Origin of the sequence: Pseudomonas sp. Au-Pse12 (assembly GCF_021341665.1) — a bacterium.
Lineage (GTDB): Bacteria > Pseudomonadota > Gammaproteobacteria > Pseudomonadales > Pseudomonadaceae > Aquipseudomonas.
The window spans coordinates 81914-103915 of the sequence record NZ_JAJTTH010000008.1 but is presented as its reverse complement, the minus strand read 5'-3'; the positions used below and the strand labels follow the sequence as shown (position 1 = coordinate 103915).

Sequence of the window (22002 nt, the reverse complement as noted above, 5' to 3'; positions counted from 1 at the left end):
ACATCCATCCTTAAACCAGCAAAGACACCGCCAATGGCAGCAATACCGCCGTGGCCACGCCCATCAAACTCATTGCCAGCGCCGCAAAGGCGCCGCACTCCTCGCTTTCCTGCAAGGCCACCGAGGTGCCCACCGCGTGAGCGGTCATGCCCAGGGCCATGCCCCGCGCTTCAGGGCCATGAACCCCCAGGCGATCGAGCAGGCCCGGGCCAAAGATTGCCCCGATCACCCCGGTAATCAGCACGAACACCGCCGCCAGCGCTGCGACACCACCAATCTGCTCGGCCACCAGCATGGCGATCGGCGAGGTCACCGACTTGGGCGCCATGGTCATGAGGATCATGTGCTCAGCGCCGAACCACCAGCCCAGCAACACACCCAGGCTGGTGGCCACGACACCACCCACCACCAGCGTAGCCAATATCGGCCAGAACAATTGGCGTATACGCCGCAGGTTGAGGTAAAGCGGCACTGCCAGCGCCACCGTCGCCGGCCCCAGCAAAATGCTCAGGATCTCGGTGCTCTTGCGGTATTCGGCATAGCTCAAGCCGCAACCGAGCAGCACGCCGATCACCAGCAGCATGGACACCAGTACCGGTTGCAGGAACATCCAGCGGGTCTTTTCGAACGCTGCCAGCACCAATTGATAGGCGCCCAGCGTGATGCCAATGCCGAACAGCGGATGATGAATCACCGCCGCCCAGGCTCCCTGCCAATCGAAGCTCATTGGCTGTCCTCCTTGTGGGCCTGACGCTTGACCAGACGCTGCATCAATACCCCGACAAAGGCCATCGAGATCACCAGGGACAACACCAGCGCCCCAGTGATTGCCCAGAAGTCCGCGGCGATATCCCGGGCATACACCATGACCCCAACCGCAGGCGGCACCAACAGCAACGGCAGGTAACGCAACAGGCTGCCGGCCGCAAGATTCAGCGGCTCGCCGACTTCACCGCGCACCACCAGGAAAACCAGCAGCAGCAACAGGCCGATGATGGGCCCGGGGAGCACGGGCAACAGCAGGTGATTGAGCGCCGTACCGAGCAATTGGAACAGCACCAGCCATGTCAAACCGCGTAACAACATACCGCCTCTCCAGCCAGATCCCGTCGCGCATTATAAGCACGCAGGCGCTATGAACCGGCATTCGCCAAAAGCATGGATGTTTACCGGGAAGGATCGCCATGATGATCTACAGTGGAAGTTTCCGAGCGCACGATAGCGCTTCGAATACCCAGAAATCGTTGAACCAAGGAGAGTCTCAATGCCCTATGTTCCTGTTGCGGAGCTCAAAGATTATGTCGGTAAGGAACTCGGACGTTCCGCATGGCTCACCATTGACCAGGAGCGTATCAACCTCTTCGCCGAAGCGACCGGCGACTTCCAGTTCATCCACGTGGACCCGGTGAAGGCCGCGCAGACTCCGTTCGGCAGCACCATTGCCCACGGTTTCCTGACCCTGTCGCTGATTCCCAAGTTGATGGAAGACATCCTGGTGCTGCCCCAGGGCCTGAAGATGGTGGTCAACTACGGCCTGGACAGCGTGCGCTTCATCCAGCCGGTTCCGGTCAACTCCAAGGTACGGCTCAAGGTCGACCTGACTGAAGTCTCCGAGAAGAAACCCGGCCAGTGGCTGCTCAAGGCCACCGCCACCCTGGAAATCGACGGCCAGGAAAAACCGGCCTACATCGCCGAGCCCCTGTCGCTCTGTTTCGTCTGAAACCTTGCCGATGCGAAACAGCGCACGCTGTTTCGCTCAACCTCTCTATATATAAGACACACCGCTGCGGCATACTCGGTCCCCTAATTATCCGGAACCCGTTATGCGCCCACTTGTACCTCTGCTCCTGACCCTGTTGCTCAGCGCTTGCGGCGACGGCGAATCGCTGTTGCCACCCGACGCCCGCCTGCCGGACGGCGGACGCTATCGTGGCGATCTGGTCAATGGCCTGCTGCAAGGACAAGGACGCATCGACTATCCCAACGGCAGCTGGTACGCCGGTCAATTCGACAAAGGCCAGTGGCATGGCCAGGGGGAGTGGCACGGCAGCAATGGCGAGGTCTATCGCGGCCAGTTCCAGCAAGGGCTGTTTCACGGCCAAGGCACCCTCACCACCAAGGACAGCAGCTACAGCGGCGGCTTCAAGCTCGGCCGCCGGGACGGCGAAGGCACCCTCAAAGAAGACGGCATGACCTACCGTGGCGAGTTCAAGGCCGACCTGTACTCGGGCCTGGGGCGCCTGGAGCTCGAAGACGGCAGCCAGTACCAGGGCCAGTTCGCCAAGGGCAAGCCCAACGGCGAAGGCCAGCGCAGCGACGCCAGCGGCAACCAGTTCACCGGCAACTTCCTCAACGGCCAACTGGAAGGCAACGGCACCTTCAACAGCGCCGAAGGCGACATCTATGTCGGTGGCTTCAAGCACAACCAGCTCAACGGCAAGGGCCGCTACGAAAACTCCGACGGCGATGTGTGGATCGGCCAGTTCAAGGAAGGCGCCCTGGGCGGCAAGGGCGAATTGATCGGCGCCGACGGCAGCCATTACGTCGGCACCTTCAGTGACTGGCGTTTCAGCGGTGAGGGCCGCCTCAACCTCAGCGACGGCAGTTTCTACATTGGCGGCTTCGACAGCGACAACTATCAAGGCCGCGGTGTGTTGGTACTGCGCGACGGCAGCGTGCAAAGCGGGGTGTGGAACAACGGCCTGCGGGTTCGCGACGCCGACGGCAAGCTGCTGCCCGACCCGCTGGAAACCGCCCTGCTGGTCCAGGGCCGCCTGCTCAAGGAGGCCCTCGATGCGGTGCCCGCCTCGACTTCGGCCATCGAGCTCTACAGCCTGACCCTGGCCGGCGATGGCAAGCAGAGCGTGTTCCTGCGCGAGTCCGACTACGTCAGCAACATGCTCGCTAGCCGCTTCGGCGCCTACGGCCAGATCCGCCTGGTCAATCACCGCGACCACCTGATGAACCGGCCCATGGCCACCCGGGAAAACCTGCGCCGCGCCGCCCAGACCCTGGCTGAGCGCAGCGGCCCGGAAGACCTGGTGTTCATCTACCTCACCAGCCACGGCACCAGCGACCACGAGCTGGTGCTCGATCAGCCACGCCTGGAGCTGGCGGACCTGCCCGCCGATGAGCTGGCCACAGCCCTGGCCCCGCTGAAGAACCGTGACAAGATCATTGTCATTTCCTCTTGCTACTCCGGCGGCTTCATCCCGGCGCTCAAGGACGAACGAACACTGATCATGACCGCCTCCCAGGCAGACCGAGTGTCTTTCGGCTGCTCGGAAGAAGCCGACTTCACCTACTTTGGCGATGCCCTGTTCGCCCAGGCGCTGAACCAGACCGATGACCTTGAGCACGCCTTCAAGTTGGCCCGGGGAATCGTTGCCGAACGCGAGCAGGCAGACAATTTCGAAGCGTCCGAGCCGCAGATCTGGGCTCCCAAGGGCGTCATTGCGCACTGGCAGCAATTGCGCAAACAGCAGGCACGAAAGGCCCTGCAGAGTGTCTCTATCAGCAGCAAGGAAGCACAGAGCAACTAAGCTGAAACAGTATCAAGGGGGAATGACCATGTACTTGACGCCTCAGCATATCCTGCTCGCCGGCGCCTCTGGCTTGACCGGGGAGCAACTGCTCGATCGCCTGCTCAACGAGCCCACCATCACCCGCGTCCTCGCACCCAGCAGGCGCCCATTGAGCGAACACCCACGCCTGGAGAACCCTGTTGGCGACCCGGTGGTGGTGCTGCCGCAGCTCAGCGGCAAGGTGGAAATTGCCTTCTGCTGCCTGGGCACCACCATCAAGCAGGCCGGTTCCGAAGCCGCTTTTCGCGCAGTGGACCTGGACATGGTGGTGGCCTTCGGCAAGCGCGCGCGGGAAATGGGCGCACGGCACCTGATCGTGATCAGCGCCCTGGGCGCCGATCCCAAGTCGTCGATCTTCTACAACCGGGTCAAAGGGGAAATGGAAGAGGCACTGAAACAGCAAGGCTGGCCACAGCTGACCATCTGCCGGCCCTCACTGCTGCTGGGGGATCGTATCGAGCCGCGCCTGGGCGAGCAGCTGGCCGGGCCGCTGTCGCGACTGATCCCCGGGAAATACCGCGGAATCGAAGCCTGTCAGTTGGCTCGGGCCATGTGGCGCCTGGCGCTTGAAGAACAGAGCGGCACGCGGATCGTCGAGTCCGATGAACTGCGCAAGCTGGGTAAATGAAACATCGCCGCCAGCCCGGCTCCTGCACAGACCTGTAGGAACCGGCCTGCCGGCGAAGCGCTACAACCCGCCCGTCGCCTGAAACCCCACCCCCAATACCGTCAGTACCGACAACGGCAGCAACAGGGTATCGAGCAGAGCGCTGGCCGGCAGATCCACCCCTGGATAGCTCGGTGCCTCGGCGCCAAACCGGTCCATGGCGCAGCAGCCTCCCTGCATCGCATACAGGTCCAGGCGCGTCCCCGAATACACCACCGGAGCCCCGGGTTGAGCCGCATTCAAAGTGCGAGCCGTGGCGCACCCACCGAGTTGCAGGGCAACCAGCATGATCAGCAGGGGCTTATTCATCGCTGCTCAAATGATGCTCGCCCCAGCGCGGCAACATGTCCTGCGGGATATTCAACAGATTGAGAATCCGCGCCACGACAAAATCCACCAGGTCATCGATGGTCTGCGGTTGGTGATAGAAGCCTGGCGAGGCCGGCAGGATGGTCACGCCCATGTTCGACAACTTGAGCATGTGCTCCAGGTGGATGCTGGAATACGGCGCCTCGCGCGGCACCAGGATCAACTGCCGACGCTCCTTGAGGGTCACGTCCGCGGCGCGTTCGATCAGGTTGTTGCAGGCCCCGGTGGCAATCGCCGACAAGGTACCGGTGGAACAGGGCACCACCACCATCGCCGCCGGCGAGCCGGAACCCGAAGCCACCGGCGACATCCAGTCTTCCTTGCCATAGACACGGATCTGCCCCGCCGCCGCACCGGTGTACTCGGTGAGGAAGGCCTGCATCAGCTGCGGCTTGGGTGGCAGGCTGACATCGGTTTCCGTGGCCATGACCAGTTGCGCGGCCTTGGAGATCAGAAAGTGCACCTCCCGGTCTTCACGCACCAGGCAGTCCAGCAGGCGCAGGCCGTACTGGGCGCCAGAAGCGCCGGTCATGGCCAGGGTGATGCGTTCCGGGCCGTTGTTCATCGCAGCGCCTCGGCCAGTTTGCCGTGCAGCCCGCCGAAGCCGCCGTTGCTCATGATCACCACCTGGGTGCCGGGTTTGGCCTGGCTCTTCACCCGTTCGATGATGCCCTCCAGGGAGTCGCTGACGATCGATGGCACACGGCACAACGCCGCAGTGGCGGCCAGGTCCCAGCCCAGGTTGGCCGGGGCGTACCAGATCACCTGATCGGCCTGATTGACACTTTCCGGCAGGCCATCACGATGCGCGCCAAGCTTCATGGAATTGGAGCGCGGTTCGATGATGGCGATCACCGGGGCGTCGCCGACCCGCTTGCGCAGGCCATCCAGCGTCGTGGCGATAGCGGTCGGGTGGTGGGCGAAGTCGTCATAGATGGTCACGCCATGCACTTCGGCGACCTTCTCCATGCGCCGCTTCACGCTCTTGAACGCACTCAGGCCGGCAATCCCCATGGACGGCACCACGCCGACATGGCGGGCCGCGGCCAGGGTTGCCAGGGCATTGGCCACGTTGTGCTGCCCGGTCAGCTCCCACTCCACCACGCCCTGGCTCACGCCTTCGAACATCACCTCGAAGGCCGAGCCGTCGGCACTGAGCAGTTTGACCTGCCACTGGCCACCGGCACCGGTGGTCTGCACCGGGGTCCAGCAGCCCATCTCGATCACCCGCTGCAAGGCCGGCTCGGTGGTGGGATGGATCACCAGGCCTTCGCTGGGAATGGTCCGCACCAGATGATGGAACTGCCGCTCGATGGCCGCCAGATCCGGGAAGATATCCGCATGATCGAACTCAAGGTTATTGAGGATCGCGGTGCGCGGGCGGTAGTGGACGAACTTCGAACGCTTGTCGAAGAAGGCGCTGTCGTATTCATCGGCCTCGATCACGAAGAACGGCGTGCCGCCCAGACGTGCCGAAACGGCGAAGTTCTGCGGCACGCCACCGATCAGGAAGCCCGGGCTCATGCCCGCATGCTCCAGGACCCAGGCCAGCATGCTGCTGGTGGTGGTCTTGCCGTGGGTCCCGGCCACTGCCAATACCCAGCGCCCCTGCAGCACATGGTCCGCCAGCCATTGCGGGCCGGACACATAAGGCAGGCCTTTGTTCAGTACATACTCCACGGCCGGATTGCCCCGGGACATGGCGTTGCCGATCACCACCAGGTCCGGCGCCGGGTCCAGCTGGGCAGGATCGTAACCCTGGGTCAGCTCAATGCCCTGGGCCTGCAACTGGGTGCTCATCGGCGGATAGACGTTGGCGTCGGAACCGGTGACGTGGTGGCCCAGCTCTTTGGCCAGAACCGCCATCGACCCCATGAAAGTGCCGCAGATACCGAGAATATGGATGTGCATAGTCGACCTCGAAAAACATCGGCGCAGGTTAGCCTAGAGGGCTGCAAATCGCACCCATTAGCTGACCGGGAGGCTGCTGCGCGCCGTTGCTGGCACCCGGCAGGTGGCCCGGCGCCAGCGGCTGCAAATGCGGCTTAACGCGCGATACCGTGTTTGCGCAGCTTTCTATAGAGGGTGTTGCGGCTGACCCCCAGCTGTTCGGCGGTATGGGTCATGTGCCAGCGCTGCTGTTCCAGAGCCGCCAGTAGCGCCACCCGCTCGGCGTCATCCAGGGGCCGTTCCTGAACCTCGGCAAGCGCCTCGCTGATCGGCGCCGGGCGATTGTTACGGATCAACGGCGGCAGGTCCTCCAGGCCAATGCGGCCGTTTTCACACAAGGCCGCCAGGGTCCGCAGCACGTTGCGCAATTGCCGCACGTTACCCGGCCAGGGATAACTCAACAGGCTCTGGCGCACCGCGTCCTCCAGCACCACCGCTTGCCCGCCTGCCTCCTCGGCCAGGAGAAAGTCCAGCAGCTGGGATTTGTCGCTGCGATCGCGCAGGGCCGGCAGCGCGATCTCCAGGCCATTGAGCCGGTAATACAGGTCTTCACGGAAACTGCCGTCGCGCACCCGCTCCAGCAGGTCCCGGTGAGTCGCGCTGATGATGCGCACGTTGACCGGCTGCGGCTCACCACCAATCGGCACCACCAGCCGATCCTCCAGCACCCGCAGCAAACGGGTCTGCAAGGCCAGGGGCATGTCGCCGATTTCATCGAGGAACAGGGTGCCGCCATCGGCCTGCTGCAACTTGCCGCGCATGCCTTCCTTGCGCGCGCCGGTAAAACTGCCACCGCGATAACCGAACAGCTCGCTCTCGATCAGGCTTTCCGGAATCGCCGCACAGTTGAGTGCGACAAAGGCCTTGTTCGCCCGCACGCTGCCCTGGTGCACGGCCTTGGCGAAAGCCTCCTTGCCAGAACCGGTCTCGCCATTGATCAGCAACGGTACGTCGCGTTCGAACACCCGCGAAGCCCTGCGAAAATCATTCTGTAGGCCGTCATCCCCCAGGCAGATGCCTGCCGGCCGCGGCGGCGCAATGACCACTGGCGCCCGCAGCACCGGCGCTGACGCCGGCTGCGGCTGGCCGCGCAACAAGGCAAACAGGCGCCTTCCATCCCGGGTGCGCAAGGGCCAACTGGCGCTGGCGTTGATGCTGGCACGGCTGAACAACTCATCCAGGGAGCAATCGAAAAAGCTCTCGACCGGCTTGCCCAGCAAACCGCCACGAATGTGCCCCAGCAAGTTCAGGGCACTCTGGTTCACTGCACAGATCCGGCCTTCGCCGTCGAACGCCAGCAACCCTTCGCTGAACAGCCCCACCGATTCCGCCTGCAGATGAAAGCGCAGCAGCCACTGGTTCTCGAAATAGCGCAGGAAATAGCAGCTCTCGATCATCTTCGCCGAGAGATTGACCAGGGCCATGGTGTGGAACTGGCTCTGCCGGGAAACGTCCTGGCGCGCCGACGATACATCCAGCACCGCCAGCAACTCGCCATGAGGGTCGAACACCGGGCTTGCGGAACAGGTCAGGCCGGTGTGCCGGCCGCGAAAGTGCTCGCCCTGATGAATGGTCAGCGACTGGCGCTCCACCAGGCAGGTACCGATGCCATTGGTGCCCTCCCGCGCCTCGCTCCAGTCGGCCCCCAGCCAGAGGCCCGCATGCTCGAAGATCTTGCGCTCGCTGGGAGCGGTAATGCAGTTGAGGATCACCCCGCGGGCGTCGGTCAGCAGCACCGCATGCCCGGCGCCAGACAACTGTTGATGCAGGTTGGTCATCTCGGTTCCGGCAATCTGCAGCACATCCTGCAACCGCTCGCGGCTCTCCAGCAGACGACCATGTTCAAGCACCGTGGGCGCCATGGCCTGGGCCGGATCGAGATGATAGTCCTCAAGGCAGCGCAGCCAGGAACGGGCGATGGAAGGATCGCTGCCCGGGCCCTGCAGATGGGCCTTGCCCTGGGCCACGGTGAGCACCTGCTGGGCATGCCGGCTCAAGTGATTACTACTGTGCATTTCTTATTATTCTCCTGCTGCGCTGACACGCTCAGACGAAATACCGTCGCCACTGCCGGGCTGCAATCGACTACGAAGGAGGAATGCTCATCAGATTTGTCCGACAAGATTCGACACGCGAACCAGCATCCTCCAGCCGCTGCTCCATTGCAATGCCGGCCTGACCCACAGGTCACAGGTTGTGCCAATAACGTTACAAACTGTCACTTGCCCCTGTACCGGATCCGTCACAACACCGCGCCAGCGCTCGCTCGAAACATTCGCAAACCCTTGATGCATATGGCTTGAGCCACACTGGCCCAACCTTTGCTCTACGCTAGTCATGCGCAATAGCGCGTCCTCCCCCATAAGCATAAAAGCCAGGAGATACCCACCATGCGTTACGCACACCCCGGTACTGAAGGCGCTATCGTTTCGTTCAAGAGCAAGTACGGTAACTACATCAACGGCGAATTCGTCGCGCCGATCAAAGGCCAGTACTTCACCAATACGTCGCCGGTCAATGGCCAGCCGATTGCCGAATTCCCCCGCTCCACCGCCGAAGACATCGACAAGGCGCTGGACGCCGCCCATGCCGCCGCCGACGCCTGGGGCGCCACCTCGGTGCAGGCTCGCTCGCTGATCCTGCTGAAGATCGCCGACCGCATCGAACAGAACCTCGAACTGCTGGCCATCACCGAAACCTGGGACAACGGCAAGGCCGTGCGCGAAACCCTGAACGCCGACATTCCCCTGGCCGCCGACCACTTCCGCTACTTCGCCGGTTGCCTGCGGGCCCAGGAAGGCAGCGCCGCGGAAATCGACGGCAACACCGTGGCCTACCACATCCATGAACCCCTGGGCGTGGTCGGGCAGATCATCCCGTGGAACTTCCCGATCCTGATGGCCGCTTGGAAGCTGGCCCCGGCCCTGGCCGCCGGCAACTGCGTGGTGCTCAAGCCCGCCGAGCAGACACCGCTGGGCATCACCGTGCTGATGGAAGTGATCGGCGACCTGCTGCCGCCGGGCGTGCTCAACGTGGTGCAGGGTTTCGGCCGCGAAGCCGGCGAAGCCCTGGCCACCAGCAAACGCATCGCCAAGATCGCCTTCACCGGCTCGACCCCGGTGGGCTCGCACATCATGAAGTGCGCCGCCGAGAACATCATTCCGTCGACCGTGGAACTGGGCGGCAAGTCGCCGAACATCTTCTTCGAAGACATCATGCAGGCCGAGCCGAAGTTCATCGAGAAGGCCGCCGAAGGCCTGGTGCTGGCATTCTTCAACCAGGGCGAAGTCTGCACCTGCCCGTCCCGCGCCCTGGTGCAGGAGTCGATCTACGACGAATTCATGCAAGTGGTGATGAAGAAGATCGAGCAGATCAAGCGCGGCGACCCGCTGGACACCGACACCATGGTCGGTGCCCAGGCCTCCGAGCAGCAGTTCGACAAGATCCTTTCCTACCTCGACATCGCCAAGAACGAAGGCGCGCAGCTGCTCACCGGCGGCAAGGTGGAGAAACTCGAAGGCGACCTGTCCAGCGGTTACTACATCCAGCCGACCCTGCTCAAGGGCACCAACAAGATGCGCGTGTTCCAGGAAGAAATCTTCGGCCCGGTGGTCAGCGTCACCACCTTCAAGGACGAAGCCGAAGCCCTGGCGATTGCCAACGACACCGAGTTCGGCCTGGGTGCCGGGGTCTGGACCCGCGACATCAACCGTGCCTATCGCATGGGCCGCGGGATCAAGGCCGGCCGCGTGTGGACCAACTGCTACCACCTGTACCCGGCGCACGCCGCGTTCGGTGGCTACAAGAAATCCGGCGTCGGCCGTGAAACCCACAAGATGATGCTCGACCACTACCAGCAGACCAAGAACCTGCTGGTGAGCTACGACATCAACCCGCTGGGCTTCTTCTGATCCATCCTCCCGGCGACCCCGGTCGCCGGGAGGCCTTTTCGCGGCCTTGCCGCACGTGCTCACCTGCTCTGATCCGGTGCCAAAGGCTGGCCGGACGGGACACTGCTGTCGGAAGTTCTGCGCCAAACCAGTCGTGCACAGACCCTGCTTGAAAAACAATAACAAGGGACAAACGCAATGGATCAGATCGGCAACTACGTGCTCTACCTCATCATGCTCTGCGCCGTACTCGGCGCCTTCGCCGCTATCTACGACAGCGAGCGAGGCCTGGGCAAAGAATTCATGGAAGGCATCCACGCCACCGGCTACATCTTTGTACCGGCCGCGGGAATCATGGCTTCCATCCCCTACCTCACCGTGGTCATCGAAACCGTCTTCGGGCCGTTCTTCAACTCCCTGGGCGCCGACCCGGCCCTGGCGGCGACCATGATCATCGCCTCGGACATGGGCGGCTATCAGCTGGCCTCGGCCCTGGCCGCGAGCAAGGAAGCCCTGGTGATGGCGTTGATCACCGGCTTCATGGGCGGCGCCACCATCGTCTTCTCGATCCCCATGGGCCTGGCGATGCTCGACAAGCGCGACCACAAGTACATGGCCCTGGGGATCATGTCCGGCATCCTCACCATCCCCGTCGGGGTGATGATCGCCAGCCTGATCCTGGCCTTCAGCAACCCGGTGGTCCGCGAACTGGTGAGCACCAACGGTGAAGCCAGCTACCAACTGGCCCTGGGCCTGGGCAGCATCTTCGCCAACCTGCTGCCGATCCTGATCTTCGTCGTGGCCCTGGCCCTGGGCCTGCGCTTTTTGCCGGACATGATGATCAAGGGTTTCATCATCTTCGGCCGGGCCATGGACGCAGCGATCAAGCTGGTGCTGGTGTTCTCCATCGTCGAATACTTCACCGGGGCCTTCTCCGCGGTGTTCGGCAGTTGGGGCTTCCACCCGATCATCGCCGATGCCCAGGACCAGACCCGCGCCCTGGAAACCGCCGGCTATATCGGCATCATGCTGGCCGGCGCCTTCCCCATGGTCTACCTGCTGCGCAAATACCTGGGCAAGCCGCTGGAGAACCTCGGTGGCAAGATCGGCCTCAGCGCGGTCGGCAGCGCCGGCATGCTGGCCACCATCGCCAACATCCTGGCGATGTTCCGCCTGGTGCGCTTCATGCCGCCCAAGGACAAGGTGGTGAACATCGCCTTCGGTGTCTGCGCCGCCTTCCTGCTGGGTGACCACCTGTCCTTCACCGCCAACTTCCAGCCGACCATCATCCTGCCGGTGCTGATCGGCAAGATCAGCGCCGGCTTCGTCGCTGTCGGCCTGGCCTACTGGCTGTCGGTGCCCAAGGCGCTGCAACTGGAAGCCCAGGATCGTGCCGCCGGAATCATCGCCCCGGGCGAGTACCTGGGTGGCACCGCGCTGGACACTCCGGAACCTGCGGGCCAGAAGGCCACCGCCTGATTCCGCCGCGGCGAGGAACGCCTGCATGCAAGCCACCACGGGCGGCGCAACGGTATTGCTGCTGGGGCTGGACTTCGGTTCCACCACCAGCAGCGCACTGATTGCCCAGGCCAGCCTCAGCAGCCACTGCATCACCGGGCGCATGGCCCTCAACGAACCCCGGGTGCTGTTTCGCGGCGACCCGGTGTTCACGCCCTTCAAGGATGAGGTCATCGATGAAGCCGCGATCCGCAGCCTGATCGAAACCTGGCTTGAGCAGGCCGACGTGCGCCCGCAGCAGCTGTTTTCCGGCGGGGTGATCATCACCGGCCTGGCCGCCCGACGGCACAACGCCCAGGCGCTGGCGCAACTAGTGGGACAGCTGATCGGCAACGCGCTGATTACCCGTGCCGACGACGGCGGCCTTGAGTCCTGGCTGGCGTTCATGGGCAGCTGTTCGGCCCTGAGCCGCTTTCACGCGCAGCAGCCCATGCTCAACCTGGATATCGGCGGCGGCACCACCAATGCCGCCTGGGGCCTGGACGGCAATGTGCTGGCCAGCGGCTGCCACTTCATCGGCGCCCGGCACCTGCAGTTCCAGCCGGGCAGCTATCGACTCAGCGGCCTGTCGGAGTTCGGGCGGGCCCTGCTCGACCATCTGGCGATCGACAAGACACCCGGGCAGGTCCTCGACGACTCACAACGGTGCGCCGTGCTCGATTGGTACATCGACGCCCTGCTGGCCATTGTCGAGGGCGACCGGCGCTTCTTCGCCAACTCACTGGGCCGACTGACCGAGCAACTGCCGCTGCACCTGCCGGCCTGCGAAGGCGAGGTGGCGCTGACCTTTTCCGGGGGCGTCGGTGAGTTGCTGTATCGGCACTTGCAAGGCGAACCCTTGCCCGGCACCACCCACTACGGCGACCTGGGCATCGACCTGGCCCTGGCCATTGCCCGTCACCCGAGGCTGGTGCGCGACACCGGCCGCCTGCTGCCGGAAAACCGTGGCCGGGCCACGGTCTACGGCCTGACCCTGCACAACACCGAGATTTCCGGCAGCACCCTGTTCCTGCCCCACCCCGAAGCGCTGCCCCTCAAAGACCTGCCCATCGTCGCGCGCCTTTCGGTGCGCGCCTCCCGGCAGCAACTGGAGGCGGCCCTGGAGCTGGCCTTGAGCAGCCGCGAGGGCGCCTGCCTGCAACTGCTCGACGGCGGCCAGGCGCCGGGCCTGGAGGAAATCCGTCAACTGGGTGGCCTGCTGTGCCAGGCCCTGGGCGCCGCCCAGCCCGAACCTCAATGGCCGCTGGTGCTGTTGCTGGAAAGCAACGTCGGCAAGGTCCTGGGCAACTACGCCACGGATTGGGGGCGCAGTTCTTGCAACCTGATCGTCATCGATGAAGTGCGCGAGCGTTCGGCGCACTTCATCAATCTGGGAACACCCCATCAGCACATCGTGCCCGTCGCCTTTTACGGCGTGCACTGATGCCGATGCCGGCCAAGGAGCCTCTTGCCATGTCACTCACCGAACTGCAGCACATCCGCCTTCCCGTCGCCCCGGCCGAGCGTGGCTACAGCACCCGGGTGCTGGATCGCGAGATCGCCTTCGGCAGCCTCAAGGCGGTGCTCGGCGCCGCCGACATCAGCAAGGCCGGCGACCGGGTGGCAGGGCTTGCCGCCGTGGACGAGATCACTCGCGAGGCGGCGCGCAAGGTGCTCTCGGAGCTGACCCTGGCGCACTATTTCGAGCATCCGCTGACCGATCGCCACGGCCACATCGACAGTGTCATGCAGGTCAACTACGACATCGACCACGGAGTGTTCAGCGAAATCGCCGAGCTGACCCTGGGCGCCCTGAAAGATCGCCTGCTGCGCAGCCACGGCAACGACATCCGCCGCATCGGCACGGCCCTGACCGGGGTGATGGCGGCGGCGCTGGCCAAGCTGCTGGACGTGCATGAGCTGATCCTGCTGTCGAAGAAGCTCAAGAGCGGCGCGGCAGCCAAGGCCCGGACCCTGGTGGGCCTGCCCGGCACCCTGTCATCGCGGTTGCAGCCCAACCATCCCACCGACAACCTCAGCGGCATCACCTTGCTGGTCTATACCGGGCTGAGCATGGGCTCGGGAGACGCGTTGATCGGCCTCAATCCGGCCATCGACACGGTGGACAACATCAGCGCCACCCTGCACCACCTGGACAAATTGCGCCGGGAAACCGGAGCGCCAACGCAGATCTGCGTGCTCTCCCACATCAAGACCCAACTGGCCTGCCTCGATCAGGGCGCGCCGGTGGAGATCATGTTCCAGAGCCTGGCCGGCACCGAACGCACCCTGACCGACGAGTTCGATGTCACCGTCGAGTTGCTCGACCAGGCCTGGCGGACCATGGCCGAGCGCGGCCCGCTGCGGGACGTGGCGGAAAACTTCATGTACTTCGAGACCGGCCAGGGCAGCGAACTGACCTACGGCAAGCACGAAGGCATCGACATGGCCACCTGCGAAGCCCTGTGCTACGGGCTGGCCCGGCGCTACCGACCGTACATGGTGAACAACGTCACCGGTTTCATCGGCCCGGAAACCCACCTCGACAACTTCGAGATGACCTATTCCTGCCTGCAGGACCAGTTCATGGGCAAGCTGCTGGGGCTGCCCATGGGCATGGCGCCCTGCTACACCCTGCATTCCCAGGTGACCCTGGAAGGCCAGCAAATGGCCACCGAGCTGCTGACCGCCGCTGGCGCCAACTTCTTCATGGACGTGTACCTGAGCACCGACCGCATGCTCGCCTACTTCGACACCAGCGCCCACGACAACCAGACCCTGCGCGAGGTCCATGACCTGGCACCGGCCCCGGAATACCTGCGCTGGGCCCTGGGCAAGGGGATTTTCCAGGAGGATGCCCACGGCAACGTGGAGCGCGGGCCGAACTGGGGCAACCCGAGGATCTTCTGCGCGTCGGACATCGACTTCCAGCGCCTGCTGGAATCCACCCCGGCCACCTACGGTTTCGACAACGCCGGGCCGCGACCGGCCAACAAGGTGTCACGCACGGTACGGGCCAACCTGGCGGTGGCCCGGGAAGCGATCTACGTCGACCTGCGCCCCGCCGAGATCGGCGCCATTGCTCTGCGCGAGCTGCGCACCGCGGCCCCGGACAAGCTGGCCCACCTGCAAGACCCGGAGCTGGGCGCGCGGCTGACCGAAGAAGTACTGCGGCGCCTGCAACCGGAATACAACGATGTGCAGATCGTGATTTCCGACGGTCTCAGCGCCGAAGCCATCCACCACAACATTCCCGAACTGCTGCCGGTGCTGCTGGACGGCCTGCAGAGCCGTGAACTGCGCATTGGCCAGCCGATCCTCGCGCCCTACGGCCGGGTCAAGCTCGCGGAGTCGGTGGGCGAAGCCCTGCAACCACAACTGATCATCGTGCTGATCGGCGAACGGCCCGGCGGTGATGCCCTGGCCTCGCGGAGCATGTCCGCCTACCTGGGCTACCGCTTGCCGGACGACCAGGCCCGTCGCGCGGCCGCGCAGTTCAGCGGCAACCCGGACATTCGCTACGAATACAGCGTGATCTCGAACATCTACAGCGGTGGCCTGCCACCGCTCGAAGGCGGCAGCCTGGTGGCGGAAAAGGCCTTTGCCATCCTCCATCACCGGGCGGCCGGCAACCGTCTGGAAAACCTGCTGAAGAAGGTGGCATCCTGATGATCCGCCAGCACTCGGCAACGCCCCTACATCGTTGAAACGGAGACTGAGATGGCCCAATTTTCCCACAGCGTAGGTTCTCAGACCTATCGCTTCGACAGCCTCAAGGAAGTCATGGCCAAGGCCAGCCCGGCGCGTTCCGGCGACTTTCTGGCCGGGGTTGCCGCCCTCAACGACGGCGAGCGGGTCGCCGCCCAGATGACCCTGGCGGATATCCCCCTCAAGCACTTTCTCGAAGAGGTGCTGATTCCCTATGAATCCGATGAAGTCACCCGGCTGATCATCGACACCCATGACCGCGAGGCCTTCGCCACGGTCAGCCACCTGACCGTGGGCGGCTTTCGCGACTGGCTGCTCAGCGACGCCGCCGACGAGCAGAGCCTGCGCGCGCTGGCCCCGGGCCTGACCCCGGAAATGGCCGCCGCGGTATCGAAGATCATGCGCGTGCAGGACCTGATCCTGGTGGCGCAGAAGATTCGCGTGGTAACACAGTTTCGCGGCACCCTGGGCCTGCGCGGGCGCCTGTCCACCCGCCTGCAGCCCAACCACCCCACCGACGAACCCGCGGGCATTGCCGCAAGCATTCTCGACGGCCTGCTGTACGGCAACGGCGACGCGATGATCGGCATCAACCCGGCCACCGACAGCATCGCCTCGATCTGCGCCATGCTGGAAATGCTCGACGCCATCATCCAGCGCTACGAAATCCCGACCCAGGCCTGCGTGCTGACCCACGTCACCACCTCCATCGAAGCAATCAACCGCGGCGTGCCACTGGACCTGGTGTTCCAGTCGATCGCCGGCACCGAAGCGGCCAACGCCAGCTTCGGCATCAACCTCAACGTGCTCCAGGAAGGCTACGAGGCCGGCTTGAGCCTGAACCGCGGCACCCTCGGGCAGAACCTGATGTACTTCGAAACCGGCCAGGGCAGCGCCCTGTCGGCCAATGCCCACTTCGGCATCGACCAGCAGACCTGCGAAACCCGCGCCTACGCCGTGGCCCGGCATTTCAAGCCGTTTTTGGTGAACACCGTGGTCGGTTTCATCGGCCCGGAATACCTGTACAACGGCAAGCAGATCATCCGCGCCGGCCTCGAAGACCACTTCTGCGGCAAGCTGCTGGGCGTGCCCATGGGCTGCGACATCTGCTACACCAACCACGCCGAAGCCGACCAGGACGACATGGACAACCTGCTGACCCTGCTGGGCGTGGCCGGGATCAACTTCATCATGGGCATCCCCGGTTCCGACGACATCATGCTCAACTACCAGACCACCTCATTCCACGACGCGCTGTATGCCCGGCAGACCCTTGGCCTGAAACCCGCCCCCGAATTCGAGCAATGGCTGGCCAGGACCGGCATCTTCACCCAGGCCGACGGCAAGGTGCATTTCGGCAATAACCTGCCGCCGGCGTTCCGCCAGGCACTGGCCCAGTTGGGATAAGGAACAGGCTCATGCAAAAACATCCGACCGACTCACAGAACCCCTGGCTGGAACTGCGCCGCCTGACCCCGGCGCGGATTGCCCTGGGTCGCACCGGCACCAGCCTGCCCACCGGCGCCCAACTGGACTTCCAGTTTGCCCACGCCCAGGCCCGCGACGCCGTGCACCTGCCCTTCGACCACTCCGGCCTGAGCGCGCAGTTGGCCGAGCGCGGGCGTGACAGCCTGCTGCTGCACAGCGCCGCCACCGATCGCCACAGCTACCTGCAACGCCCCGACCTGGGTCGCCGGCTCAGCGACGAGTCGGCCCAGAGCCTGCGCGATTACGCCAGCGCCCATCCCGGTGGAGTCGACCTGGCCGTGGTAGTGGCCGACGGCCTGTCGGCCCTGGCGGTGCATCGCCACACCTTGCCGTTCCTGGCCCGCATGGAAGAACAGACCGCCGCCGAAGGCTGGTCGTTGTCACCGGTGGTCCTGGTGGAACAGGGACGGGTGGCCGTGGCCGACGAGGTCGGCCAACTGCTGGGGGCAAAGATGACGGTGATCCTGATCGGCGAACGCCCGGGGCTCAGCTCCCCCGACAGCCTGGGGCTGTATTTCACCTACCAGCCGAAAGTCGGCCTCACCGACGCCTACCGCAACTGCATCTCCAATGTACGCCTGGAGGGCCTGAGCTATGGCATGGCCGCCCACCGCCTGCTGTACCTGATGCGTGAAGCCTGCCGCCGGCAACTGTCAGGGGTGAACCTCAAAGACGAGGCACAAGTGCAGACCCTGGACAGCGACGAGCCGGCGAATATGAAGGGCAATTTCCTCCTGAGCCCGCCACAAGCGTGACGTTGCAAGACGATTGCGCTTTTTTGCCGCTTTGGGCAGCATCGCAACACGGCTGTCCGAGTCATCCAACCTGTGCCGTCACATCCACTTGAAGTTGAGAGCCACCATGCGGATAACTCAAGCAACCCTCGAGCACCTGGATCTGTTGACCCCGCTATTCGTCAAATACCGCGAATTCTATAGCGCCCTGCCCTATCCGGATTCGTCCCGGGCCTTTCTGGAAAAGCGCCTGCGACGCAAGGAGTCGGTGATCTACCTGGCCCTGGCCGATGATGACAGCAACAAGTTGCTGGGCTTTTGCCAGCTGTACCCGAGCTTTTCTTCGCTGTCCCTCAAGCGCGTGTGGATTCTCAACGATATCTACGTCGCCGAAGACGCACGCCGTCAGCTGGTGGCCGATAACCTGATGCGCACCGCGAAGAAAATGGCCAAGGAATCCAATGCCGTGCGCCTTCGAGTGTCCACCAGCAGCAACAACCAAGTGGCGCAGAAAACCTACGAATCCATGGGCTTTCGTGAAGACACCGAGTTCAAGAACTACATCCTGCCACTCGGCGACGACTGATCCTGCAGACAGCGGCCTCAGGGCCGCTTTGTTCTTTTCGGCCCAGGCCCGCGCGCCCTCCCGGCATTCGCTCAGCGACCCGCCAGGCCGAAACGCCCCGCTACAATCTGAACACGCATTTCACTTATCAGCCTTTATAATGCCGACCTTTTCGGATCGTAAGAAAAGCTACATACCCCTGTAGTCTCTTTCTCCGAGTCATCGCACAGGCCTGCCGAGCCAGGCTGTCATCACAGGTGCCCCAATGGATTTCAACCCGATCGACCTAATCCTTCATCTCGACGTTTATCTCGACATGCTGGTGACCAACTACGGGCCCTGGATCTACGCCATCCTGTTCCTGGTGATTTTCTGTGAAACCGGCCTGGTGGTGACGCCGTTCCTGCCCGGGGACTCCCTGCTGTTCATCGCCGGCGCCGTGGCCGCAGGCGGTGGCATGGACCCGGTGCTGCTGGGCGGCCTGCTGATGCTGGCGGCGATCCTCGGCGACAGCACCAACTACGTAATCGGGCGAACAGCGGGAGAGCGGTTGTTCAGCAACCCCAATTCGAAAATCTTCCGCCGCGACTACCTGCAGAAAACCCACGATTTCTATGAAAAGCACGGCGGCAAGACCGTGACCCTGGCGCGTTTCCTGCCGATCATCCGCACCTTCGCGCCCTTCGTCGCCGGCGTGGCGCGCATGCCTTACCCGCGGTTCTTCGCCTTCAGCGTGGCCGGCACCATCCTCTGGGTCGGCGGCCTGGTGACCCTGGGCTACTTCTTCGGCAACGTGCCGTTCATCAAGAAAAACCTCTCGCTGCTGGTGGTGGCCATCATCCTCCTGTCCCTGGTGCCAATGATCATTGGCGTATTGCGCAGCCGTTTGGGCCGCAACGCCGAAAAAGCCGAAACCCGCTAAAGCGCATGTGGTCCCTCAGCGCCTGGCGCCGCAAGCGCCGGCTGGCCAAGCATCCGGTCAGCGATGAAACCTGGCAGCGGGTGCGCCAGCACCTGCCCTTCCTCGACGGCATCAGCGCCGCCGAGGATCAATGGCTGCGCGAAGCCAGCGTGCTGTTTCTCGACGACAAACACCTGACGGCCTTGCCCGGGGTCGAGCTGCATCAGGAACAGCGCCTGCTGCTGGCGGCCCAGGCGCAACTGCCCCTGCTGCACCTGGGAGACCTGAACTGGTATCAGGGTTTCCACGAAATCATCCTTTACCCCGACGACTTCCTCAGCCCCCAGCGCCATCGCGATGCCAGCGGCATCGAGCACGAATGGGATGGCGAGCACAGTGGCGAAGCCTGGCAGCAGGGGCCGATCATCCTCGCCTGGCCCGGAGTCCTGGCCAGCGGGGGCTGGGAAGCCTACAACCTGGTGATCCACGAACTGGCCCACAAGCTGGACATGCTCAACGGCGACGCCAACGGCCTGCCACCGCTGCACAGCGACATGCGGGTCAGCGACTGGGCGCACGTAATGCAGCACGCCTACGACGACCTCAACCGCCAGCTGGACCGCAACCCGGACGCAGAAACCGCCATTGACCCCTATGCGGCGGAAAACCCGGCCGAGTTCTTCGCCGTCACCAGCGAATACTTCTTCAGCGCCCCGGACTTGCTGGTGGCGGCTTATCCGAAAGTCTATGCACAGTTGCAGTTGTTTTATCGGCAGAATCCATTGGCCCGGCTGCAGCAACTTCAAGCTGAAGACCCGGTCTATCAAACGCACCACTAATGTCCTGTCGCGCCATTTAAGCTGTTCATCTGAAGGCCAGTTGAAAGACCACTGCCCCGCCTGCCGACCGATGGCCAAACCGCCGGTCGCACGGCCCGCCCGAACAGCTCTGCGCGACAGTACAACCAAGGTTCTACGACCCTTGGCACGTAGCATCGGTAGCGGAGTGTGTCTATAATCGCCGCCACTTTTTGGTCAATCCGGCCAAGTCATTTGGTCAACTAACGGGGGCAACGCCCAATGAGCTACAGCAAGATTCCGGCGGGCAAAGACCTGCCGAACGACATCTACGTCGCTATCGAAATCCCGGCCAACCACGCGCCGATCAAATACGAAATCGACAAAGACAGCGACTGCCTGTTCGTTGACCGTTTCATGGCCACCCCAATGTTCTACCCGGCCAACTACGGCTTCATCCCCAACACCCTGGCTGACGACGGCGACCCCCTCGACGTGCTGGTCGTGACCCCTTACCCAGTAGCGCCAGGCTCGGTGATCCGCGCCCGTCCAGTGGGCATCCTGAACATGACCGACGACGGCGGCGGCGATGCCAAAGTGATCGCGGTTCCTCACGACAAGCTGTCCCAGCTGTACGTGGACGTGAAGGAATACACCGACCTGCCAGCCCTGCTGCTGGAACAGATCAAGCACTTCTTCGAGAACTACAAAGACCTCGAAAAAGGCAAGTGGGTGAAGATCGACGGTTGGGGCAACGCTGACGCGGCCCGTGCCGAGATCCTGAAGTCGGTCGCGGCCTACAAAGGCTGAGAAGCAGCTGCAAGCTGCTAGCGACACGCTTCAAGAGAAAGCCCCGAGTGATCGGGGCTTTTTTGTGCCCGCGATTTCCCGCAGGAACCGGCTTGCCAGCGAACGGGCTTGCACCAGATACGCATCGCGCAACAAATTCCCACGCACTATTTTCGCCCTCAAGGCCTCTGGATCGCGCTTTGCACTGGGAATTCCCGGCGAACCTGCGTATGCTGCGCCCCACATTTGCGCATCGACCCTTTCTGCGGTCAGATCGCCCGACGAAGCGGATGACTTTCCCGCCCAGTCCCACAGCCAGCCGCAAGAGCTGGGTGTACGTTTTGAAGGCTGGTGCGGTTTACCAAAAATGAACCAAGCCAGTCCCCGAGAAGCCGGCCACAAGCCGGCTTTTTAATGCCTGAAACCCGGGCACGGGAAGCACTGGCCACTCTGACAGCAGGTGCAGGATGCACGACCGACTAAGCTTTGCAGCTCCGCTCCCCCCTCAGGCAACAATACCCGCGCCCTTGACCACGCGCGCCTTGCGGCGGGCCATGCAATGCGCGCTGCTGGCCGCACTGGCAGCCCTTGGCCTCTGCGGCTGTGTCGGTGCCTGGGTGGACATGCCCGAAGAGCAGGTCACAAAAACCGCAGCTCACCAAACACTCATCGGCAACGCCATGACACCGGTCATCACCCGTACGCAGAAGAGCACACCCGAACGCCAGTGGTGTGGCACCACCGTCTGGGCCGTTATTCTGCCCATCCCCCTGAAACTACCGGTTTGCGAGTCCTACAGCGCCACCTCATACGGCAACGATATAGGCGGTATCGAAGCCCCATTGCTGTACTCAAGCCACAAAATCAGCTCGGAGTTTTACGCCTGCGGCCCGTTCATGTTCCTGGGGCCGATCATGCATGGGTACCAGGGCAACGCGGTCTGCGGGGTGTTCCGTTAGGCTCGGAGAGTTGTTGTAGCAACATTCACCGTGGCCCATAAGTTCTCGCTACAATCCCGTCCCTTGATGGCAATTCGCCCACTTTCCGGCAGCCGGCTTTGCTG

20 protein-coding genes are annotated in these 22002 nt (G+C 63.4%); 14 read left to right on the top strand and 6 right to left on the bottom strand.

Features of this window, described 5'->3' with window-relative positions:
• Positions 1-10: 10 nt before the first annotated feature.
• Positions 11-727, bottom strand: a complete 717-nt coding sequence (locus LXM55_RS22225) for an LrgB family protein (RefSeq protein ID WP_233322342.1) — start codon at positions 725-727, stop codon at positions 11-13.
• Entirely contained in the window at positions 724-1086 is a 363-nt protein-coding gene (locus LXM55_RS22220; protein ID WP_233322341.1) for a CidA/LrgA family protein, read from the bottom strand. Before LXM55_RS22220 ends, LXM55_RS22225 begins: the two co-directional genes overlap by 4 nt.
• Before the next feature lie 178 nt (positions 1087-1264).
• Between LXM55_RS22220 and LXM55_RS22215 the strand changes: the two genes are divergently transcribed.
• The 3 genes from LXM55_RS22215 to LXM55_RS22205 all read left to right on the top strand — a co-directional run bounded on the left by LXM55_RS22215 (position 1265) and on the right by LXM55_RS22205 (position 4212).
• On the top strand, positions 1265-1720 hold the full coding sequence (locus tag LXM55_RS22215; RefSeq protein ID WP_233322340.1) for a MaoC family dehydratase: 456 nt from the start codon (positions 1265-1267) through the stop codon (positions 1718-1720).
• A 103-nt stretch (positions 1721-1823) separates the two neighbouring features.
• The gene (locus tag LXM55_RS22210) at positions 1824-3542 is read left to right on the top strand and encodes a C13 family peptidase (RefSeq protein ID WP_233322339.1); all 1719 of its coding nucleotides are present in this window, start codon (positions 1824-1826) and stop codon (positions 3540-3542) included.
• A gap of 28 nt (positions 3543-3570) precedes the next feature.
• Entirely contained in the window at positions 3571-4212 is a 642-nt protein-coding gene (locus LXM55_RS22205; protein WP_233322338.1) for an oxidoreductase, read from the top strand.
• A gap of 60 nt (positions 4213-4272) precedes the next feature.
• Here LXM55_RS22205 and LXM55_RS22200 read toward each other — a convergent pair whose 3' ends face one another.
• From LXM55_RS22200 to LXM55_RS22185, 4 genes are all read right to left on the bottom strand, one after another.
• Entirely contained in the window at positions 4273-4560 is a 288-nt protein-coding gene (locus LXM55_RS22200; RefSeq protein ID WP_233322337.1) for a YceK/YidQ family lipoprotein, read from the bottom strand.
• On the bottom strand, positions 4553-5185 hold the full coding sequence (ubiX, locus tag LXM55_RS22195; protein WP_233322336.1) for a flavin prenyltransferase UbiX: 633 nt from the start codon (positions 5183-5185) through the stop codon (positions 4553-4555). The genes LXM55_RS22200 and ubiX overlap by 8 nt, the downstream gene beginning before the upstream one ends.
• Positions 5182-6531, bottom strand: a complete 1350-nt coding sequence (gene mpl / locus LXM55_RS22190; RefSeq protein WP_233322335.1) for a UDP-N-acetylmuramate:L-alanyl-gamma-D-glutamyl-meso-diaminopimelate ligase — start codon at positions 6529-6531, stop codon at positions 5182-5184. Before mpl ends, ubiX begins: the two co-directional genes overlap by 4 nt.
• A 134-nt stretch (positions 6532-6665) precedes the next feature.
• Complete coding sequence (locus LXM55_RS22185) at positions 6666-8585, bottom strand: sigma-54-dependent Fis family transcriptional regulator (protein ID WP_233322334.1); 1920 nt, start codon at positions 8583-8585, stop codon at positions 6666-6668.
• Between the two features lie 375 nt (positions 8586-8960).
• On the opposite strand from LXM55_RS22185, the gene exaC reads away from it, so the two are divergent.
• The 11 genes from exaC (at position 8961) to LXM55_RS22130 (ending at position 21898) form a co-directional block, all read left to right on the top strand.
• Positions 8961-10481: an acetaldehyde dehydrogenase ExaC gene (gene exaC / locus LXM55_RS22180; protein WP_060841271.1), complete on the top strand. Its 1521-nt coding sequence runs from the start codon at positions 8961-8963 to the stop codon at positions 10479-10481.
• Between the two features lie 177 nt (positions 10482-10658).
• Positions 10659-11939, top strand: coding sequence for an ethanolamine utilization protein EutH (eutH, locus tag LXM55_RS22175; RefSeq protein ID WP_233322333.1), 1281 nt, complete (start codon positions 10659-10661; stop codon positions 11937-11939).
• 25 nt (positions 11940-11964) lie between these two features.
• Positions 11965-13401 carry an ethanolamine ammonia-lyase reactivating factor EutA gene (locus LXM55_RS22170; protein ID WP_233322332.1) on the top strand — a complete coding sequence of 479 codons (1437 nt, stop codon included), beginning with the start codon at positions 11965-11967 and terminating at the stop codon, positions 13399-13401.
• Positions 13402-13430: 29 nt separating this feature from the next.
• Positions 13431-15626 carry an ethanolamine ammonia-lyase gene (locus tag LXM55_RS22165; protein WP_233322331.1) on the top strand — a complete coding sequence of 732 codons (2196 nt, stop codon included), beginning with the start codon at positions 13431-13433 and terminating at the stop codon, positions 15624-15626.
• 51 nt (positions 15627-15677) lie between these two features.
• On the top strand, positions 15678-17072 hold the full coding sequence (locus tag LXM55_RS22160) for an ethanolamine ammonia-lyase subunit EutB (protein ID WP_233322330.1): 1395 nt from the start codon (positions 15678-15680) through the stop codon (positions 17070-17072).
• 11 nt (positions 17073-17083) lie between these two features.
• Positions 17084-17908 (top strand): ethanolamine ammonia-lyase subunit EutC, encoded by an 825-nt coding sequence (gene eutC, locus LXM55_RS22155; RefSeq protein ID WP_233322329.1) that lies wholly within the window; start codon positions 17084-17086, stop codon positions 17906-17908.
• 106 nt (positions 17909-18014) lie between these two features.
• Entirely contained in the window at positions 18015-18473 is a 459-nt protein-coding gene (locus LXM55_RS22150) for a GNAT family N-acetyltransferase (protein ID WP_233322328.1), read from the top strand.
• A gap of 244 nt (positions 18474-18717) precedes the next feature.
• Positions 18718-19374: a DedA family protein gene (locus LXM55_RS22145; RefSeq protein WP_233322327.1), complete on the top strand. Its 657-nt coding sequence runs from the start codon at positions 18718-18720 to the stop codon at positions 19372-19374.
• Between the two features lie 5 nt (positions 19375-19379).
• Positions 19380-20192 carry a zinc-dependent peptidase gene (locus tag LXM55_RS22140; protein ID WP_233322326.1) on the top strand — a complete coding sequence of 271 codons (813 nt, stop codon included), beginning with the start codon at positions 19380-19382 and terminating at the stop codon, positions 20190-20192.
• Positions 20193-20432: 240 nt separating this feature from the next.
• Positions 20433-20960 (top strand): inorganic diphosphatase, encoded by a 528-nt coding sequence (ppa, locus tag LXM55_RS22135; RefSeq protein ID WP_011063696.1) that lies wholly within the window; start codon positions 20433-20435, stop codon positions 20958-20960.
• A gap of 506 nt (positions 20961-21466) precedes the next feature.
• Positions 21467-21898: a hypothetical protein gene (locus tag LXM55_RS22130; protein WP_233322325.1), complete on the top strand. Its 432-nt coding sequence runs from the start codon at positions 21467-21469 to the stop codon at positions 21896-21898.
• Positions 21899-22002: the final 104 nt, after the last annotated feature.

What these genes read in the sequence shown, in the direction of transcription:
- LXM55_RS22225 (WP_233322342.1), bottom strand. Translation starts at nt 727, where the DNA reads ATGAGCTTCGATTGGCAGGGAGCCTGGGCGGCGGTGATTCATCATCCG.
- LXM55_RS22220 (WP_233322341.1), bottom strand. Translation starts at nt 1,086, where the DNA reads ATGTTGTTACGCGGTTTGACATGGCTGGTGCTGTTCCAATTGCTCGGT.
- LXM55_RS22215 (WP_233322340.1), top strand. Translation starts at nt 1,265, where the DNA reads ATGCCCTATGTTCCTGTTGCGGAGCTCAAAGATTATGTCGGTAAGGAA.
- LXM55_RS22210 (WP_233322339.1), top strand. Translation starts at nt 1,824, where the DNA reads ATGCGCCCACTTGTACCTCTGCTCCTGACCCTGTTGCTCAGCGCTTGC.
- LXM55_RS22205 (WP_233322338.1), top strand. Translation starts at nt 3,571, where the DNA reads ATGTACTTGACGCCTCAGCATATCCTGCTCGCCGGCGCCTCTGGCTTG.
- LXM55_RS22200 (WP_233322337.1), bottom strand. Translation starts at nt 4,560, where the DNA reads ATGAATAAGCCCCTGCTGATCATGCTGGTTGCCCTGCAACTCGGTGGG.
- ubiX (WP_233322336.1), bottom strand. Translation starts at nt 5,185, where the DNA reads ATGAACAACGGCCCGGAACGCATCACCCTGGCCATGACCGGCGCTTCT.
- mpl (WP_233322335.1), bottom strand. Translation starts at nt 6,531, where the DNA reads ATGCACATCCATATTCTCGGTATCTGCGGCACTTTCATGGGGTCGATG.
- LXM55_RS22185 (WP_233322334.1), bottom strand. Translation starts at nt 8,585, where the DNA reads ATGCACAGTAGTAATCACTTGAGCCGGCATGCCCAGCAGGTGCTCACC.
- exaC (WP_060841271.1), top strand. Translation starts at nt 8,961, where the DNA reads ATGCGTTACGCACACCCCGGTACTGAAGGCGCTATCGTTTCGTTCAAG.
- eutH (WP_233322333.1), top strand. Translation starts at nt 10,659, where the DNA reads ATGGATCAGATCGGCAACTACGTGCTCTACCTCATCATGCTCTGCGCC.
- LXM55_RS22170 (WP_233322332.1), top strand. Translation starts at nt 11,965, where the DNA reads ATGCAAGCCACCACGGGCGGCGCAACGGTATTGCTGCTGGGGCTGGAC.
- LXM55_RS22165 (WP_233322331.1), top strand. Translation starts at nt 13,431, where the DNA reads ATGTCACTCACCGAACTGCAGCACATCCGCCTTCCCGTCGCCCCGGCC.
- LXM55_RS22160 (WP_233322330.1), top strand. Translation starts at nt 15,678, where the DNA reads ATGGCCCAATTTTCCCACAGCGTAGGTTCTCAGACCTATCGCTTCGAC.
- eutC (WP_233322329.1), top strand. Translation starts at nt 17,084, where the DNA reads ATGCAAAAACATCCGACCGACTCACAGAACCCCTGGCTGGAACTGCGC.
- LXM55_RS22150 (WP_233322328.1), top strand. Translation starts at nt 18,015, where the DNA reads ATGCGGATAACTCAAGCAACCCTCGAGCACCTGGATCTGTTGACCCCG.
- LXM55_RS22145 (WP_233322327.1), top strand. Translation starts at nt 18,718, where the DNA reads ATGGATTTCAACCCGATCGACCTAATCCTTCATCTCGACGTTTATCTC.
- LXM55_RS22140 (WP_233322326.1), top strand. Translation starts at nt 19,380, where the DNA reads ATGTGGTCCCTCAGCGCCTGGCGCCGCAAGCGCCGGCTGGCCAAGCAT.
- ppa (WP_011063696.1), top strand. Translation starts at nt 20,433, where the DNA reads ATGAGCTACAGCAAGATTCCGGCGGGCAAAGACCTGCCGAACGACATC.